The organism is Saccharopolyspora halophila (genome assembly GCF_039531955.1).
GTDB lineage: Bacteria > Actinomycetota > Actinomycetes > Mycobacteriales > Pseudonocardiaceae > Saccharopolyspora > Saccharopolyspora halophila.
In genome coordinates this window covers 259152-276431 of record NZ_BAAARA010000010.1, presented here as the reverse complement: position 1 = coordinate 276431, position 17280 = coordinate 259152, and the positions used below count along the sequence as shown (strand labels likewise).

Below are 17280 nucleotides of genomic sequence, written 5' to 3'. Positions count from 1 at the left end.
CGGGAACCCGGCCGTGGCCGGGGCGCGTGCCGCGAGGAGCGCTACGGGCGGTTGCTGGGCGAACTTCCCTTTCGTCCCGCGAAACGGGCGCCCACGACGTTCAACGCGTTGGTGACGCTGTAGCTGCGAGATGGTGAGCGCAGTCACTCCTCTCAGCGCGCAGTTCGCGTGCGACCGCGCTCGCCCCTGATCACGGATCGGCAATGACGCCGCGTCTGGCGCATCGGTGCCGATCGCGACCGAAGCGGGAGTGCTCACGTGAGAAGCAGGATGCGACCGCTGTCGTGCAAGCCGGTATCACTCGTCCTCGCGTTCCTGCTGGTGCTCACCGCCTGCGGGGGTGGCGGCTCGACGGTGGACGAGACCCCCACCGGGCCTCCGCAGCACGGCGGGCGGATCACCGTGCTGGAAGACGCCAGCTTCGCCGGTGGCTGGCCCACCGGACTCGACCCGGCCACCAACACCACCGGCGGTGCCAACATCTCCCAGATGTCGGCCATCTACGGTGGACTGTTCCAGCTGCGCGCCAAGTCCGATGGCGGCGAGGGCGCCGAGGTCGTGCCGAACCAGGCCGAGAGCTACGAACTGCTCAACGGCGGCCGCGAGGTGCGGATCAAGATCCGCGAGGGCATCGAGTTCACTGATGGAACGCCGATGGATGCCGAGGCGGTGGTGTTCAACATCAACCGCGCGCTCGACTCGCCGTGCACCTGCCGCCCCACCTGGCCGTTGGCGGACAACGGCATCACCGTGGACGGTCCGCTGACCTTCACCCTGCACTTCACCCGCCCCTACGGAGCGGCGATCAACGGTTTCCCGACCGCCAACGTGAACTGGATCGGTTCGCCGACGGCTCTGCGGCAGATGGGCGAGGACGCCTTCAAGATCAAGCCCGTCGCGGCGGGCCCGTTCACCGTCGTGTCCAACCAGCTCAGCTCGGAACTGGTGCTGGAGCGCAACCCGAACTACTTCAAACCGGATCTGCCCTATCTGGACGGTTTGACGTTCAAGTCCATCGGTGGTGACCAGCCCGCCTACCAGGCGCTGCTGGCGGGCCAGGCCCAGGCCTACGAGGGGCTCAACACCACACCGCTGCTCGAGCAGGCGCGCAACAGCGGCCGGCTCAACGTCACCGCGCAGCCGCCGACCTCGCCCTACGCCATCCAGCTCAACACCAACGCGGCGCCGTTCGACGACGAGAAGGCCCGCGAGGCGATCTACCGCGCCACGGACTTCCAGGCGATCTCCGAAGGCCTCTTCGACGGCCGGTATCCGGTCAGCCAGACCTTCACCGGCACCGGCGGGTTGTTCCACCGCGAGCAGGTGCCGGGATATCCGGAGCACGACCCGCAGCGGGCCAGGCAGCTGGTCGAGGAGATCGGTGGATTGCGGGTCGAGCTCGGAACCCTGGGCAACTACGTCGCCGAGCAGGTGATGACCGCGCTGCAGACGCAGTGGAAGGAGGCGGGCATCGAGGTCACCGTGCACAAGTACGAACTGTCCACATTGGTGCAGCAGTTCAACGCGGGCAAGTGGCAGGCGATGCTGCAGACCGCGGGCGCGTGGGACCCGGCCGCGGGCGTGGGCGTGGGATTCCGGTTCAACTCGACCTCGCCGTTCTCCGGAGTGCACGACCCCGAACTCGACCGGTTGCTCAACGACGCCGCCGCGACCACCGATCACGCCGAGCGCCAACGGCTCTACGACCGGGCGGGCGAGCACATCGCCGAGCACCGCTACGCACCGTTCGGGCTGGCGTTCGCTCCGGCGAACCTGGCCACCGAGGGCGTCCACGGTCCCGGATTGACCACCGAGATCCCGCCGATGCTGGTCAACAGCGGAGTGCTGTGGGACCGGGTGTGGAAGGCCGAGCAGTGACGGCCGGCCTCGCGCGGCGTTCTCGGGAATCCGGGCTCGCCCGGCTGGCCGGTTCGCCGAGCCTGCGGCTGATCGGCAAGCGAGTTCTGCTGGCGATCCCGATCCTGCTCGGGGTGAGCGTCCTCGCGTTTTGGGTGCTCAACCTCATCCCGGGCGGCGCGGCCCAGCAGCTGCTCGGCGCCGACGCCAGTCAGGCGCAGATCCGCGCGCTGGAGCAGGAGCTCGGGCTGGACAAGCCCGCCCCGCTGCGCTACCTGGACTGGCTCGGCGGGGCGCTGACCGGTGATCTGGGCACCTCGGTGGTCAGCGGTCAGCAGGTAACCCAGATGATCGGCTCGCACCTCGCGGTCAGCGGTCAGCTGGTGCTGCTGGCGTTCGTCATATCGCTCGGCGCCGCCGTTCCGGTGGCGCTGCTGGCGGCGTTCAAGCCCAACGGCTGGTTCGACCGGCTGAGCATGCTGGTCAGCATCACCGGGCTGTCGGTGGCCAACTACGTGCTGGCCATGCTGCTGGTGCTCGTGTTCGCGGTGAACCTGACGATCTTCCCGGCGATCGGTTTCGTCCCGTTCTCCGAGAACCCGGTGCGGAACCTGCATTCGCTGGTGCTGCCCGCGCTGGGCATCGCCGCTCCGCTGTTCTGCATGTACACCCGGTTCCTGCGCGGCGATCTCGTCGACCAGCTGCAGGGCGAGGACTACATCACCACGGCCCGGGCGAAGGGCATCGGGCCGTGGCGGGTGCTGTTGCTGCACGCCTTCCGCAACTCGGCGTTCGGGCTGATCACCGTCGTCGGCCTGAACCTGGGCACCTTGATCGGCTCCACGGTGATCATCGAGCAGATCTTCGCGCTGCCGGGACTGGGCCAACTGCTGCTGCAGGCGATCAACACCCGCGACTACATGGTGGTGCAGGCCTGCGTCGTGCTGTTCGCCGTCGTCACGGTGGCCGCGAACCTGCTCGCCGACCTGCTCTACGCCGTCTTGGACCCGAGGATCCGCTATGGCAGTCGTTGAATCCGCATCGGGCGCGCCGACCACCGGGCCACCGGCGCGGTCCCGGACCCGCGACCTGCAGATCACGCTGCCCGCGGTCGCGATCGCGATGATCGGCGCGGCCTGCTTCCTGGGCCCGCTGGTGCTGCCCATTCCGGCACCGACCGGGGGAAGCGTGCTCGAGTCGTACCTGCCGTCGTTCTCGGCCGGTCACCCGCTGGGCACCGATCCGAACGGAAACGACATCCTGTCCCGCATCCTGCACGGCGGACGTTCCTCGCTGATCATCACGCTGGCCGTCAACGGCCTCGGGCTCGTGATCGGCGGCGCGCTCGGTGCGCTGTCCGGGCACCTCGGGGGCATCGCCGACACCGTGATCATGCGGGTGCTCGACGTGCTGATCGCGTTCCCGTCGCTGGTGCTGGTGCTGGCCGTGGCGCAGAGCCTCGGTCCGAGCCGGACCAACACGATCCTGGCGCTGACCTTCTTCAGCGTTCCCGCGTTTGCCCGCATCTCGCGCGCGGCGACGTTGCGGTTGCGCGAGCAGCCGTTCATGGCCGCGGCCGAACTGTGCGGCACGTCGAGCGGGCGAATCCTGCTGCGGCACTTGGCGCCGAACGTCCTGCCGCAGCTGATCACCTTCGCCATGCTGGGCATGGGCATCATCATCGTCATCGAGGGGGCGCTGAGCTTCCTCGGCCTGGGAATCCCGATGCCGGCTCCGAGCTGGGGCAACATGATCGCCCAGGGCCAGCAGAGCCTGTCCGCCACCCCGATGCTGGTGGTGTGGCCGTGCGTCGCGCTGTTCGTGACGGTGCTGGCCTTCAACCTGCTCGGGGAGTCCCTGCGATCCCGCTGGAGCGGCCGATGAGCCCCGATCGCGCAATCACCACCGAACCCGAGCCGGATGAGCTGCACCTCGGTGCGACGGACACCGGTGCGCCGCTGCTGGAGGTCGACGACCTGCGGGTGCGCTTCACCGCGCACGGCAGGCGGGTGCACGCCGTCAACGGGCTGACCTACCGGTTGTGGCCCGGCCGGATGCTGGCCATCGTCGGAGAATCCGGTTCCGGCAAGAGCGTCAGCGCCCGGACCTTGATGGGCCTGCTGCCGCCGACCGCCGAGCTGTCCGGATCGGCCCGCTTCGACGGTGTGGAGCTGCTGGGCCTGTCCGAACGCGAGATGCGCGGCCGGCGCGGCGCCGACATCGCGATGGTGTTCCAGGATCCTGCGCGGTCGCTGAACCCGACCATGCGCATCGGCGCCCAGATCACCGAGGCCATCCGCGCGCACGCCCAGGTGTCCAAGGACCAGGCGGGGCAGGACGCTCTGGAACTGCTGCGCCTGGTGCGGCTGGCGGCGCCGGAACGCCGCTTCCACGAGTACCCGCACCAGCTCTCCGGCGGTATGCGGCAACGCGTGATGATCGCGATCGCGCTGGCCGCGAACCCGCGGCTGCTCATCGCCGACGAGGCCACCACGTCGCTGGACGTCACCACCCAGGCCCAGATCATGGAACTGCTGCTGGACCTGCAGCGGCGGTTGAACATGGCTGTGGTGCTGATCAGCCACGACCTCGGACTCGCCGCGAGCTACGCCGAGGACGTGATCGTGATGTACGCCGGGCGCGCGGTGGAGTACGCGCCCACCTCGACCCTGTTCGAGCACGTCCGGATGCCCTACACGCGGGCGCTGCTCGGCGCGGTCCCGGTGCTGGACCGGGAAGCGCACGCGCTGCTGCCGGTGATCCCCGGCCAGCCCCCGGACCTCGGTTCGCTGCCGGACGGTTGCGCGTTCCGGCCGCGCTGCCCGGCCGCAACGGACGAGTGCGCGCAGGCACCACCGTTCGCCGAGCACGAACCCGGGCACTGGTGGGCCTGTTGGCATCCGGTCACCGACGAGGAGGGCGCCGCATGACCGCCGCAGCCGAGCGCGCGCAGGACGAGCGGGCGGACACCGGTGAGCCGCTGCTGCGCGTGCGCAACGTGGTCCAGGAGTTCACCTCGCGCGGTGCGGGTGGAATCAAGAGCGGTGTCGTGCAGGCAGTTTCGGATGTCTCGTTGGACATCCGAGGCGGTGAGACGCTCGGTGTCGTCGGCGAGACGGGCTCCGGAAAGTCCACGCTGGCCAGGTCGATCCTGCAGGCGCCCCGCCCGAAGTCCGGCGAGGTCGTCTTCCGGGGAACCGATCTGATGAAGCTGCGCAGGCGCGAGCTCGTCGAGGCGCGCAGGGAGATGCAGCTGGTCTTCCAGGACCCGTTCGGCTCGCTCAACCCGCGGTGGAAGATCGCCGAACTGGTCGAGGAACCGCTCATCGGCTACGGCGTCAAGGGCGCGCAGACCCGCCGCGAGCGGGTCAACGAACTGCTCGAGCTCGTCGGGCTCAACCCGGACACCTACCGGACGCGCAGGCCGGGGGAGCTGTCCGGCGGGCAGTGCCAGCGGGTGGCGATCGCGCGCGCCATCGCGCTCCACCCGGCGCTGGTGATCTGCGACGAAGCGGTGTCGTCGCTGGACGTGCTGGTCCAAGCGCAGGTGCTCAATCTCTTCGAGCGGCTCCGTCGCGAGCTCGGGTTGTCCTACCTGTTCATCTCGCACGACCTCGCGCTCGTCAAGCAGGTCAGCGATCGGGTGGCGGTGATGCACCTCGGAGAGCTGGCCGAGATGGGCCCGGCCGAGGAGCTCTACCGCCGACCGCTGCACCCGTACACCTCGGCGCTGCTGGCCGCGATCCCGGGTGTTTCCCCGGGCGCGGGACGGGCCGGCGGCCGCGCCGCGCCGCTGAGCGGGGAGCCGCCGTCGCCGCTGGACCCGCCCAGTGGCTGCCGGTTCCGCACCCGCTGCCCGCGGGCCGAAACCCGTTGCGCCGAGCAGCGACCGGTTATGCGCGAGCACGCCCCTGGCCAGTTCGCGGCCTGTCATTTCCCGCTCCGAAGCGAGGTTTCGTGACGCGAAAGCCGCGTCGCGCGCCGGAACTGGTGCTCGTAACTTGGAACGAACCACCGGCGTCGAGGCCGCTACCGGGGCCGGTGGTTCCCATCTCGGCGCGCGGTACGACTCGAGGGAGTCCCGATGTTCGAGGCGATGATCGATCCCACGTTCCCGGCCGCGCGCCGCGGTGGTGCCGGAACTCGCGCTCCGCGCCCCGCCGGGCTCGGCCAACGGCGGATCGGCCTGCTTGCCAACACCAAGCGCAACGCGGCCGAGCTGCTCGACGCGATCGCCGGTCTCCTGGCCGAACGGCAGGGCACCGCCCCGGTGCGGCGGCACCGCAAACCCGGCATCGCCGAGCAAGCCCCGGATCACGTGCTCGCCGACCTGGCCGAGAGCTGCGACGTGGTGCTCGTCGGCGTCGGGGACTGCGGATCGTGCAGCGCCTCGGCGGTGGCCGACGGCATCGCGCTGGAAGCCGCCGGGGTACCCGCTGCGGTCATCTGCAGCGAGGCCTTCACGCTCAGCGCCGACGCGATGGCCGCGCTCAAGGGCGAGGCGGGGTATCGGTACCTGACCACTCCGCACCCGGTGGCGCCGCTGACGCCAGCCGAGCTCACCGAGCGGGCGAAGCTGCTGCTGCCGGGTGTGGTGGGAGCGCTCACGGATCGTCCGAGCGCTACGGCGGTAGCGTGACCGGGGCGGCCGAGCGCGATGCCGAACGGCTGGACTACGCGCGCGGAGCCATCGAACACGCCTACGCCCAGGGCTGGACCGACGGGTTGCCGATCGTTCCGGTCACCGCCGACATGGTCACCGAGTTCCTGGCCACCACGCCGCGAGCGGGCGAGGAGATCATCGCCGAGGCCGCTCACCTGGGAACCCGCTGCACGGTCGAGCAGGCCGCGGTGAACGCGGGGATGGCCGGTTGCCGGCCCGAGTACTTCCCGGTGGTGCTCGCGGCGTGGGACGCGCTGATGAACCAGCGCATCGTCACGGGCGGGGGCTGGCAGTCCACCAGCGGTCCGGCACCCTGGCTGATCGTCAACGGCCCGATCCGCGCGGAACTCGGCATCAACTGCGGCGCGGGCGTTCTCGGTCCGGGGTACCGCGCGAACGCGACCATAGCCCGCGCCGTGGGGCTGATCGTGCGCAACGTCCTCGGCATCCGCCCGGGCGAGCTCGAGCAGGCCACCCAGGGGATTCCCGGGCGGTGGAGCCTGTGCGTCGGGGAGAACGAGGAGGAGAGTCCCTGGGATCCGCTGTCGGTCGAGCTCGGGGCCCGGCCGGGCACCGACGCGATCTCGGCGATGCTGCTGCGCACCTGCGAGTTCGTGGACAACCGGCACACCCGGGACGCCGAGGAGGTCCTGTGGGACATCTGCGACACGGTGATGCGCACCGGTGCCGCCATCGGGCCTTTCTCCTCGGCGGGGTTGGTGCTCTGCGTCGAACACGCTCAGCAGCTCGCCGAGGCCGGGTTCGGCAAGTCCGAGGTGCAGCGCTGGCTGTCCGCGCACGCCGTGCGCGGTCACGAGGACCTGCGGCGGGCGGGCAAATCGCTGGACGACTCCGACGCGTCCAATGTGGATGAGAATGGGTTGCGGTTGCTCCCGGACCCGGCGCAGATCCCGATCGTGGTCGCCGGTGCTCGCAACGCCGCGATGTCGATGGTGGTGCGTCCCTTCGGTTTCGGCGGCTGGTCGCGAACGACGCACCCGATCCTGCGGAGCAGTTCGATGCCCGCGAAGCCCGATCCCGGAGGTGTGCGGTGAGCACCGACGAATCCGAGTTGAACCAGTTGCGCAACACCCTGGCGGCCGACGACTACTCGCTCGACGTAGCCCGCGACGGGGACGCGGTGAAAGTCAGCATCACCGCGGGACCGGCGGCCTGCGAGGACTGCCTGGTGCCCAAACCGCTGATGCGGGGCGTGCTGCAGAGCGCGCTCGGCGTCCCGTCCGAACGCATCGAACTGATCTACCCGGGGGAGGAGCAGGAGTCGTCGCCGTAGCCCGGCCGGTGCAACCGCACTCGGGTTCCGCAACAGCTTCGTGGGGAGTCATCGTGGAGGTCTCACTGGAAGGAAAGGTCGCGCTGGTCACCGGGGCGGGGCCGAACATCGGCAGCGGCATCGCGCTGGCGCTGGCGCGCTACGGTGCGAAGGTGGCCTGCGTCGATCTCGACGCCGAAGCGGCCGAGGCCGCGGCCGAGCGCGTCGCCCGCAACGGCGGCGAGGCCATCGCGCTCGCCGGCGATGTGGCCGACGAGGAGCAGGTCCGCGACTACATCCAGCAGGTCATCGATCGCTACGGCCGGATCGACGTGCTGATCAACAACGCCGCGATGCTCGGCGGCAAGGGCGTGCTCGATGAGAACACCGAGTTCTTCCGCCGCGCCGTGGAGGTCGCCGGGCTCGGGAACTTCCTCAACACCAAGCACGTCGGAAGGCACATGGCCGAACGCGGCATCCGCGGGTCGATCGTGGCGATCTCGTCGTCGAACGGCTGGTCCGGCACCGCGGGCGTCATCGCGTACGCCTTCCACAAGGGCGGGGTGAACAACTTCGTGCGCGCCGCCGCGATGGACCTCGCGCCGTACGGGATCCGGGTGAACAGCTTCACCCCCACCGCTCCGACCCCGGACAACCCGGCGCTGATAGCCGAACGCGGGCCCGGGGGAGTGCTGGAGCGCCCGCGCGCCAACGGGATCGGTGGCGAGACCGGCGATGAACCGTGGCGGCGGCCTTCCCGCTGGTCCGGTGAGCGCGCTCCGATGGTGCCGATGGGAACGACCGGAACCCCCACCGACATCGGTCACTCGGTGGCTTGGTTGTGCTCCGACCAGGCCCGCCTGATCACCGGGCAGGACCTGGTCGTCGACGGCGGTGCCCGGGCGAAGAACTTCGCCTACGCGCCGGCCGCCCCCTACGAACTGGCCGGACCGCCACCCCTGATCCCCCTGGACGTCACCGGAGAACTGGACCAAACCCTGTAAACCCGAACGCATCCGCCAGACCCCGATAGTTCCAACCTCCGCAAAAACCCTCGAAAACGCACCCCCGAATTCCCTGGAATTCGGGGTTCGCGCGTGGGTGGTCGGCGGGGTGAGCGGGGGTTGCCTACCCTGGTGGTATGAAGTTGGATCTGAGTGGACGGACGGCACTGGTCACCGGCTCGACGCAGGGGATCGGCCTGGCCATCGCCGTCGGGCTGGCGCGCGCGGGGGCGCGGGTGGCCATCAACGGGCGCACTGCCGAACGCGTCGACTCCGCCATCGCGCAGGTGCGCGGTGAAGTCCCGGAAGCCGAGCTGGTGTCCGCGGTCGGCGATGTCACCGACGAGGCCGGGACCGAGCGGCTCGTGGCCGCGCTGCCCGAAGTGGACGTGCTGGTGAACAACCTCGGGATCTTCGGGCCGCAACCGGCGATGGAGATCAGCGACGAGGACTGGCGCCGCTACTTCGAGGTCAACGTCCTGTCCGCGGTGCGCCTCACCCGCGCCTACCTGCCCGGCATGATGCGTCGCGGCTGGGGCCGGGTGCAGTACATCGCCAGCGACTCGGCGGTGGTCATCCCCGCCGAGATGATCCACTACGGGATGTCCAAGACCGCGCTGCTGGCCGCCTCCCGCGGTTTCGCCAAGGAGGCTTCGGGCACCGGCGTGACGGTGAACTCGGTGATCGCCGGGCCCACGCACACCGGCGGAGTCGAGCAGTTCGTCACCGACATGGTCGGCACCGACCTGCCGTGGGACGAGGCGCAGCGGAAGTTCATGCGCGAGCACCGCCCGCAGTCGCTGCTGGAGCGGCTGATCGAGCCCGAGGAGATCGCGAACATGGTGGTCTACCTCGCCTCGCCGCTGGCCTCGGCCACCACGGGTGCCGCCGCGCGCGTCGACGGTGGTTACGTCGACGCGATCCTGCCCTGACCCGGAGACCACCGGCGACCTCACGGGCCGGTGCCGTCCAGCGCCCGGGAGATAGCCCGGGCGCTGGTGCGCACCAGCGGGCTCAGCGAATGCGGTGAAGCGCTGCCGTGCCGCACGACCAGCGACAGCGCCGCGATCACCTGGCCGCGCTGGTCGTGCACCGGCGCGCCGACCGACAGCGCGTCGGTGGTCACCTGCCGGTCGCTGATGGAGAATCCGCTGGTGCGCACGTGCGCCAGCATCCGGCGCAGCTCCTCGGGATCGATGACGGTCCGCTCGGTGAACTCCGGGATGTGGCCGCCGAGCACCTCTTCCTGCACGTCGGTCGGCGCGTGCGCCAGCAGCACCAGGCCCACGCCGGTCGAGGTCATCGCGAATCGCCCACCGACCCGGGTGCGCACCGGGACCGCCCCGGTGCCCGCGATCCGCTCGACGAAGACGACCTCGGTCCCCTCCCGGACGGCCAGCTGCACGTTCTCCCGGGTGACCTGGGAGAGGTCCTCCATCAGCGGCAGCGCGCGTTCGCGCAGACCTGGTCCGCGCGGCGCGAGGGAACCGAGCTCCCAGATGCGCAGCCCGACCCGGTAGGCGCCGTCCTCGTCGCGCTCCAGCGCGCCCCACGCGACGAGCTCGCGCAGCATCCGGTGCACTGTGGACAGCGGAAGGTCCGCGTGCCTGGCGAGCTCGCTCAGCGTCATCGAAGGTCGCTGCGGGCCGAAAGCGTCCAGCAGGTGCAGGGCCCGGCGCACCACCGGACCGGTCGAGCCGCTCTGCCTGCCGTGGCGTGTCACTCAGGTGCCGAGGACACGCGCCGTGAAGTCGTTGCCGAACTTGCCGTCCGGATCGAAACGCCGCACCAGCTCGGTGAAATCGTCCAGCCGCGGGTACACCCGCCGGAGTTCTTCGCGCTCGGTGGTGAACACCTTTCCCCAGTGCGGCCTGCCGCCGAAGGGCCGCAGCGCCGCTTCGATCTCCCGGAGCAGTGCTTCGACCTCCTCCTGCTTCGGAACCCAGGTGAAGTGGAACGCCACGGTGTCGGCGCCCTGGGTGGGGCCGAGCCAGAGGTCGTCGGCGGCGATGGTGCGGATCTCGTTGGTCAGCAGCAGGCCGGCCATCTTCTCGCCGAGCGGTCGCAGGGCAGCCAGCGCCCGGTGGGCGTGCTCGGCGGCGACGAAGTACTCGGATTGCAGCTCGTCGCCGTTGCTCGGGGTGAAGTCCGGCCGGAAGTGCGGCAGTCGTTCGTGCCACGAGCCCGGCACGCCCAGTTGCTCGGTGAGGTTGTCGATCGGCTGGCCCGCCAGCATGTGGGTGCGCTCCCCGGCGGGCTGCGCACCGAAGAAATCGGTGGTCACCGGGTCGCCGACGCGGGACTTCGCCCAGATCTGGACGTCCTCGCGCCAGTCGGTGAACACGCTGAGGCTGTAGGCGGATGCGGCGATCGCGGAGTAGTTGTCCAGCAGCCCGTCGAGGTCCAGCCCGCGGTAGACGGTGGTGGCCACTTGGAAGGTCGGCTGGACCCGGAGGCCGATGCGGGTCACCAGCCCGAGCGCTCCCAGGTGCACCACGGCGCCCGCGAAGTCCGGGTCCTGCGGGTGCAAGCGCACCAGCTCGCCGTCGGCGCGCACGAATTCGATCCCGGCTACCGCCGAGCTCAAGGTCCCGTTGCCGACGCCGGAACCGTGCGTTCCGGTGGCGGTCGCACCGACGACCGTGATGTGCGGCAGCGAGGCCATGTTGTGCAGCGCGTAGCCGCGCTCGGCCAGCCAGGAGGCCAGGTCGCCGTAGCGCATGCCACCGGGAAGCCAGACCACGCCGTCGCCGATGCTCACCTCGGCCGGGAGGTCCTCCAGGCTGACGTGTTCGGCCGTGGTGTCCGCGATGTCGTTGAAGCAGTGCCGCGAGCCCAGGGCCTTCACCCGCTCGGCGCGCACGACCAGTTCCTGCACCTCCGGCACCGAGCGCGGCCGGTGCAGCCGCTGCGCGCGGTAGGTGAGGTTCTTCGCCCAGTTAGTACCACTGTTGACCACCGAAACACCGTAGCCCGTCGAACGCGGCCGGGTGTCGCTCCATCCGCCTCGTGCGGGCACCGCACCGCGCGTCATCACTGGGCACGCACTTCGCGCGGGGATTCGCCGCGAGCGGCACCTCCGGGATCCGGTGCGCCGCTCGCGGCGTGCTTCGACGTGCGCGGCTCAGCCGTCGATGTTGGCGGCGAGCTTGCCCAGCACCTCGGTGACCTGCTCGACGACCTCGGCGTCATCGGCGGGGTGCAGCTCGGCGAAGCGGGTCATCGAGCCCGGGATGCTGAGCTTGACGTCCTCGATGATCCGGGCTCCGGCGACACCTGCGGACTTGCGGGCCTCGTCCTGCGCCCACACGCCGCCGTACTGGCCGAACGCGGTGCCGATGACCGCGGTGGGCTTGTCGCTGATCACGCCCGCGCCGAACGGGCGGGACAGCCAGTCGATCGCGTTGTTGAGCACCGCGGACATGGTTCCGTTGTACTCCGGCGACAGCAGCAGCAGCGCGTCGGCCTGCGCGGTGGCCGCGCGCAGCCGGGCCGCCGCCTCCGGGGCGGAGCCCTCGCCGTCCACGTCCTCGTTGTAGAAGGGCACGTCGCCGAGCCCTTCGAAGATCTCGATCTCGACGTCGGCGGGTGCGTTCTCGCGGGCTGCCTCGGCGAGCTGACGGTTGTGCGAGCCGGAACGCAGGCTGCCGACGAGCGCGAGGATCTTGACGGACATTCGATGACTCCTGGTGGATGTGCGCGGGAAGATTATTCGGACCGTGGTCCGGTTAGTTTTTTACCAGGCAAGCGGACCGGAGTCCAGGCGGGGTGGGACGCGTTACGCTGGGGGCATGAGTGGTGGCATCTCGGATACCGGCGGCGAACGGGGTGGCCCGATCCCGGTCGCGCTCACCTCCGTCGAGGAGGCGCGAGCCCCGCGCGCTGACGCCGCCCGCAACCGGGCGAAGCTGTTGGAAGCCGCATCCCGGCTGGTGGCGGAGTGCGGTGCGAGCAACCTGACGATGGACGCGGTGGCGGCGGCCGCCCAGGTGGGCAAGGGAACCGTGTTCCGCCGGTTCGGCGACCGCAACGGCCTGCTGGTCGCGCTGCTCGACCACGAGGAGAAGTACCTGCAGGAGGCATTCCTGTCCGGTCCGCCGCCGCTGGGGCCCGGTGCGCCCGCGGCGGAGCGACTGCTGGCGTTCGGCCCGGCGGTGCTGCGCCACGAGACGTCCCGCTTCGACCTCTACCTCGCCGCCGAGGGGCCAGTGGAGCGCCGGTTCGTCGTGGGCGCGCGACGGTTGCGGCTGCAGCACCTGGTCATGCTGCTGCGCGAGATCGGCGTGGACACCGATGTCGAGCTGGCCGCCGAGTGCCTCCTGGCGCGTCTCGACACCCCGCTGGTGCACCACCTGACGGTGCGGCGCGAGATGCCGCTCGAACGGTTGGAGCGCGGCTGGCACGATCAGGTGCGGCGGTTGCTGCTGCCCACCTGGTAGTTCTCGCCGGACGACCAGCTCGGCATTGCGCTGGTGCGTCCGCGCCCGCGACGCATCGGATTCGCGCACCTTCCCGGGGATTTCCGCCGGTTCCGCCTGGATCGCCGCCGGAAGCGCCCGGTTCCACGTCGGTTCCGCCGGGCCAAGCGCGCAACATCGCCCGCTTGGCCGGGAACGGGACACGCCGACCGGGCTTCCGGAGGTCGCGGCGCTGTCGCGCAAGGGACATTTGACGTATCCGCGGCGAGTCGTGCGACGGACCTCGAATGGGGCCGGGGACTCGCGTGCCGCGGACGTTCAACCACTTGGATGGCAGCGAGCCAGCCCGGCCCTCGCGTCCGAAGGAGTGCGCAGCCGTGCAAGAAACCGAGACCACCGAAGGCCCGTCGAGACGCACGATCCTCGCCGCCAGCCTCGTCGGCACGTCCATCGAATGGTACGACTACTACATCTTCGGCACCGCTGCGGCGCTGGTGTTCGGGACCCTGTTCTACCCCCAGTTCTCGTCGGCGGCCGGCACCATCGCGGCGTTCGGCACGTTCGCCGTCGGGTTCATCGCCCGTCCGCTCGGCGCCGCGCTGTTCGGTCACTTCGGCGACCGCATCGGCCGGAAGTCGATGCTGGTGATCACGCTCGTGATCACCGGTGGGGCGACCTTCCTGATCGGCCTGCTGCCCACCTACGCGGCGATCGGCCTGGGCGCTCCGCTGCTGCTGATCGGACTGCGGCTGCTGCAGGGACTGGCCGTCGGCGGTGAGTGGGGCGGCGCTGTGCTCATCGCCACCGAACACGCCGATTCCCAACGTCGCGCGTTCTACGGGAGCTTCGCCCAGTTCGGCGTGCCGGTCGGGGTGCTCACCTCGAACCTGGCCTTCCTGCTGGTCTCGGGAATGCCCGACGAGAGCTTCATGGCCTGGGGATGGCGGATTCCGTTCCTGCTCAGCATCGTGCTCATCGTCGTCGGCATCCTGGTGCGCGCCCGGCTCGAGGACTCCCGGCAGTTCGCCGAGCTGAAGAACGAGAACCAGGTCAGCAAGCTGCCTCTCGGTCAGCTGGTGCGCCGCGAGCCGCGCAATCTGATCCTGGGCAGCCTCGCGTCGATCGCGCCACCCGCGACCGGTTACATGGTGATCGTCTACATGCTCACCTACGGCACCCAGGCCGTCGGGTTCGAGCGGTCCACCCTGCTGACGCTGATCCTGCTGTCCACCCTGGTCTGGATCCTGACCATCGTGCTGGCCGCCGTCGCCGCGGACCGCTACGGCGCCAAGAACATCTACATTCTCGGGGCGATGACCGCCGTGGTGTGGCCGTTCCCGATGTTCGCCCTGGTCGATACGGCGAACGCGGCCGCGGCGGGTCTGGCGTTCTTCGTCGCCGCGATCGTGCAGGGCATCATGTCCGGATCGCAGGGCGGGCTGTTCACCGAGCTCTTCGACGTTCAGTTCCGCTACAGCGGCATATCCATCGCCTACCAGATGGGCGGCATGATCGGCGGCGCGCTCACTCCGATCGTGGCCACCGCGCTGTACGCGACGTACGGCTCGTCCCACGTGCTGGCGCTGTACCTGATGGCGCTGTGCGCGGTCAGCCTGGTCACCGTGCTGGGCGTGCAAAGCCGGAGCGGACGCGGTCGGCTGCCGCGGCCGGCTCCGGAGACCGCCGCCGAGTGACTCGGCCGAATCGCCCGTCATCCGCCGGATGGCTGGTTGCCTTCGCACCGTCGTGGGGTCTTAGATTCGAGGTGGGGCACAGCGAGGAGGCCGCATGCGACCGCGGGCGGGCACCACCGGGGTGGATTCCTCGGTGGTACGCGCCTTGGTCGACGTCTCGGCCGACGGTCTCGCGGTGCTGGACCCGCAGGGCCGCTTCGTGGAGCTCAACCCGGCGGGCAGCCGCATCCTCGGTTTCGACGTCGACGAGCTGCTCGGCCTGACCGCGCCGTTCGTCGACCCGCCGCCGGCCGCGGGCTCGGACGTGCGGCGCCAGACCGAGTGGCAGGGCGGCGACGGTCGCTGGCAGCGGCTGGAGTACCGCGTCGGCGAGCTGCCGGACGGTGGTTCGGCGGTGTGGTTCGCCGATGTCACCGAGCACCTGCGCGAGCAGGAACGGCTCTCGGCGATCACCCGCGCGGCCGCTAGCGTCGCGGCTTCCGGCTCGCTGCGCGCGACGCTGGACGCGATGGCGCGCGAGGTGTGGATGACCGCCAACATCGCCGCGGTGCAGATCCTGACCATCGAGCACCCGCGCGACGAGCTCCGCGTGGTCGGGATGGCGGGATTCGGTGACACCACCGGATTCACCGACCGGCTCAGCGAATGCCGCAAGCTGGGCGCCGACGTCCGGTTCACCGAAGCGCTGGAGACCTGCCGACCGGTCGTGGTGCCGCACCGCAAGCGCGTGATCATGCGGGACCCGAGGTGGCAACCCCTGCACCGCATCATGGGCGAGCCGGACTGGGACAGCTTCGTCTCCATGCCGCTGATCGTGCGCGGCCGGGTGCTCGGCGTCATCAACGCCTACTACGTGCCCGGCGACGATCCGGGGCCCGGTTCGCTGGCCTTCCTGTCGGCCATCGCCGACCACGCCGCGGTGGCCATCGAGACCGCTTCGCTGCTGGCGCAGACCCGTTCCCGGGCGCAGATGCAGGAGCGGCGAAAGCTAGCCCGCGACCTGCACGATTCCGTGGTGCAGCAGCTGTTCTCGATGGGGATGCAGGCCCGCGCGCTGCGCTCCCGGCTGCCGCGCGCCGAGGGGCGGGCCGGTTCCGCGCGCGACGACGTCGAAGAACTCGTCGGGCTGGCCCGCAACGCCCTGACCGATCTGCGCGGACTCGTCTTCGAACTGCACCCCCTGGAGCTGGCCGATCACGGTCTGCCGGAGGCGATTCGCTCGCACGCCGCGGGTCTGCAAGCGCGCAGCGACCTGGTCATCGACGTGCAGATCGCCGATGAACTCGAGCTCGACCTGGGCATCGAGGTGCTGGAAGACCTCTACCGGATCGTGCAGGAAGCTCTGCACAACATCGTCAAGCACGCCGACGCCGACCGCGCGGGCATCGAGCTGCGCCCGTCGGTCGACGGCGGTGTCACGGTGCGCATCGTCGACGACGGATCCGGCGGATCCGCACCGGAGCACGGCGGTTCGAACCTGGGCCTGGTGTCGATGCGCGAACGCGCCGAACGCTGGCGCGGTGGGCTCACCGCGGGCCCCCGGCCCGGTGGCGGCTGGCTGGTGGAGGTGACGCTGCCGGCCAACACCGGCGCATGACTCGAACAAGAGGGGTGAACGCAGCATGGCTGAAGCGATCACGACAGATACCGTCGGGGTGCTCGTCGTCGACGACCACGCCCTCGTGCGCCGCGGCCTGCGGGCCTTCCTGGACGCCGAACCGCAGCTGGAGCTGATCGGGGAGGCCGCCGACGGCCAGGACGCCCTGGACCGGCTCAAGCAGTGGCGCGTCACCGGGGCGCGGTTGCCGCAGGTCGTGCTGATGGATCTGCAGATGCCCCGCTTGGACGGCATCGCGGCGACCAAGGCCATCGTCGGCTCCTATCCCGAGGTCAAGATCGTGGTGCTGACCAGCTTCGGCGAGGCCGAACGCGTGCACGCGGCGTTGTCGGCGGGGGCGGCGGGCTACGTCCTCAAGGACGCCGAACCCGACGAGGTGGCCACCGCCATTCGCGCGGCCGCCACCGGTGAGGTGCACCTGGACTCCGCGGTGGCGCGGTTGCTGGCCAAGCGGATGGCCGCGCCGCAGGCCGGGATCACCTCGCTGACGTTGCGGGAGCGCGAGATCCTCGTGCTCGTCGCGCAAGGGCTGTGCAATCGGGAGATCGCCGAGCACCTGGTGATCAGCGAGCGCACCGCCCGCACCCACGTGTCGAACCTGCTCGGCAAGCTGCAGCTGTCCTCCCGGACGCAGGCCGCGCTGCTGGCCATTCGCGAAGGCCTGGTCGTCTCACCCGGTTGACCGTCCTGCGGACGCCGTCGCGGCGCGCGCGACCGGTGTGCGCCGGGGCGGCGTCGGGCCGGTCGCGCGCA

General features: G+C 70.3%; 17 protein-coding genes. 14 read left to right on the top strand and 3 right to left on the bottom strand.

Annotated features, from left to right (window positions below):
• The first annotated feature begins 258 nt into the window (after positions 1–258).
• From ABD289_RS16980 to ABD289_RS16935, 10 genes are all read left to right on the top strand, one after another.
• Positions 259–1878: an ABC transporter substrate-binding protein gene (locus ABD289_RS16980; RefSeq protein ID WP_344133226.1), complete on the top strand. Its 1620-nt coding sequence runs from the start codon at positions 259–261 to the stop codon at positions 1876–1878.
• A complete protein-coding gene (locus ABD289_RS16975; RefSeq protein WP_344133222.1) occupies positions 1875–2891 on the top strand; it encodes an ABC transporter permease in 1017 nt (338 codons plus the stop codon). The genes ABD289_RS16980 and ABD289_RS16975 overlap by 4 nt, the downstream gene beginning before the upstream one ends.
• Complete coding sequence (locus ABD289_RS16970; RefSeq protein WP_344133219.1) at positions 2878–3741, top strand: ABC transporter permease; 864 nt, start codon at positions 2878–2880, stop codon at positions 3739–3741. The genes ABD289_RS16975 and ABD289_RS16970 overlap by 14 nt, the downstream gene beginning before the upstream one ends.
• The gene (locus tag ABD289_RS16965; RefSeq protein ID WP_344133216.1) at positions 3738–4787 is read left to right on the top strand and encodes an ABC transporter ATP-binding protein; all 1050 of its coding nucleotides are present in this window, start codon (positions 3738–3740) and stop codon (positions 4785–4787) included. The genes ABD289_RS16970 and ABD289_RS16965 overlap by 4 nt, the downstream gene beginning before the upstream one ends.
• A complete protein-coding gene (locus tag ABD289_RS16960) occupies positions 4784–5818 on the top strand; it encodes an ABC transporter ATP-binding protein (RefSeq protein WP_344133213.1) in 1035 nt (344 codons plus the stop codon). Before ABD289_RS16965 ends, ABD289_RS16960 begins: the two co-directional genes overlap by 4 nt.
• 123 nt (positions 5819–5941) lie before the next feature.
• A complete protein-coding gene (locus tag ABD289_RS16955) occupies positions 5942–6496 on the top strand; it encodes a UGSC family (seleno)protein (protein WP_344133210.1) in 555 nt (184 codons plus the stop codon).
• Positions 6493–7575: a hypothetical protein gene (locus ABD289_RS16950; protein ID WP_344133207.1), complete on the top strand. Its 1083-nt coding sequence runs from the start codon at positions 6493–6495 to the stop codon at positions 7573–7575. The genes ABD289_RS16955 and ABD289_RS16950 overlap by 4 nt, the downstream gene beginning before the upstream one ends.
• Entirely contained in the window at positions 7572–7814 is a 243-nt protein-coding gene (locus ABD289_RS16945; RefSeq protein ID WP_344133204.1) for a hypothetical protein, read from the top strand. Before ABD289_RS16950 ends, ABD289_RS16945 begins: the two co-directional genes overlap by 4 nt.
• A gap of 53 nt (positions 7815–7867) precedes the next feature.
• Positions 7868–8797 (top strand): SDR family NAD(P)-dependent oxidoreductase, encoded by a 930-nt coding sequence (locus ABD289_RS16940; RefSeq protein ID WP_344133201.1) that lies wholly within the window; start codon positions 7868–7870, stop codon positions 8795–8797.
• Between the two features lie 137 nt (positions 8798–8934).
• Positions 8935–9729, top strand: a complete 795-nt coding sequence (locus tag ABD289_RS16935) for an SDR family NAD(P)-dependent oxidoreductase (RefSeq protein ID WP_344133198.1) — start codon at positions 8935–8937, stop codon at positions 9727–9729.
• 20 nt (positions 9730–9749) lie between these two features.
• On the opposite strand, the gene ABD289_RS16930 is transcribed toward ABD289_RS16935, so the two are convergent.
• The 3 genes from ABD289_RS16930 to ABD289_RS16920 form a co-directional block, all read right to left on the bottom strand.
• Positions 9750–10520 (bottom strand): IclR family transcriptional regulator, encoded by a 771-nt coding sequence (locus ABD289_RS16930; RefSeq protein WP_344133195.1) that lies wholly within the window; start codon positions 10518–10520, stop codon positions 9750–9752.
• Positions 10521–11756: a D-arabinono-1,4-lactone oxidase gene (locus ABD289_RS16925; protein ID WP_344133192.1), complete on the bottom strand. Its 1236-nt coding sequence runs from the start codon at positions 11754–11756 to the stop codon at positions 10521–10523. It lies immediately after the preceding gene.
• Between the two features lie 165 nt (positions 11757–11921).
• Positions 11922–12473, bottom strand: coding sequence for an NAD(P)H-dependent oxidoreductase (locus ABD289_RS16920; RefSeq protein WP_344133189.1), 552 nt, complete (start codon positions 12471–12473; stop codon positions 11922–11924).
• A gap of 115 nt (positions 12474–12588) precedes the next feature.
• Here ABD289_RS16920 and ABD289_RS16915 point away from each other — a divergent pair, with 115 nt between their 5' ends.
• From ABD289_RS16915 to ABD289_RS16900, 4 genes are all read left to right on the top strand, one after another.
• Positions 12589–13236 (top strand): TetR/AcrR family transcriptional regulator, encoded by a 648-nt coding sequence (locus ABD289_RS16915; RefSeq protein WP_344133186.1) that lies wholly within the window; start codon positions 12589–12591, stop codon positions 13234–13236.
• Between the two features lie 356 nt (positions 13237–13592).
• Positions 13593–14909 carry an MFS transporter gene (locus tag ABD289_RS16910; RefSeq protein ID WP_344133183.1) on the top strand — a complete coding sequence of 439 codons (1317 nt, stop codon included), beginning with the start codon at positions 13593–13595 and terminating at the stop codon, positions 14907–14909.
• A gap of 94 nt (positions 14910–15003) precedes the next feature.
• Positions 15004–16506: a histidine kinase gene (locus tag ABD289_RS16905; RefSeq protein WP_344133180.1), complete on the top strand. Its 1503-nt coding sequence runs from the start codon at positions 15004–15006 to the stop codon at positions 16504–16506.
• Positions 16507–16531: 25 nt separating this feature from the next.
• Positions 16532–17209: a response regulator gene (locus ABD289_RS16900; RefSeq protein WP_344133177.1), complete on the top strand. Its 678-nt coding sequence runs from the start codon at positions 16532–16534 to the stop codon at positions 17207–17209.
• Positions 17210–17280 lie beyond the last annotated feature (71 nt).

Excerpts from the sequence above, each read along its gene's own strand:
- ABD289_RS16965 (WP_344133216.1), top strand. The coding sequence starts at position 3,738 with ATGAGCCCCGATCGCGCAATCACCACCGAACCCGAGCCGGATGAGCTG.
- ABD289_RS16915 (WP_344133186.1), top strand. The coding sequence starts at position 12,589 with ATGAGTGGTGGCATCTCGGATACCGGCGGCGAACGGGGTGGCCCGATC.
- ABD289_RS16935 (WP_344133198.1), top strand. The coding sequence starts at position 8,935 with ATGAAGTTGGATCTGAGTGGACGGACGGCACTGGTCACCGGCTCGACG.
- ABD289_RS16900 (WP_344133177.1), top strand. The coding sequence starts at position 16,532 with ATGGCTGAAGCGATCACGACAGATACCGTCGGGGTGCTCGTCGTCGAC.
- ABD289_RS16960 (WP_344133213.1), top strand. The coding sequence starts at position 4,784 with ATGACCGCCGCAGCCGAGCGCGCGCAGGACGAGCGGGCGGACACCGGT.
- ABD289_RS16955 (WP_344133210.1), top strand. The coding sequence starts at position 5,942 with ATGTTCGAGGCGATGATCGATCCCACGTTCCCGGCCGCGCGCCGCGGT.
- ABD289_RS16905 (WP_344133180.1), top strand. The coding sequence starts at position 15,004 with ATGCGACCGCGGGCGGGCACCACCGGGGTGGATTCCTCGGTGGTACGC.
- ABD289_RS16920 (WP_344133189.1), bottom strand. The coding sequence starts at position 12,473 with ATGTCCGTCAAGATCCTCGCGCTCGTCGGCAGCCTGCGTTCCGGCTCG.
- ABD289_RS16970 (WP_344133219.1), top strand. The coding sequence starts at position 2,878 with ATGGCAGTCGTTGAATCCGCATCGGGCGCGCCGACCACCGGGCCACCG.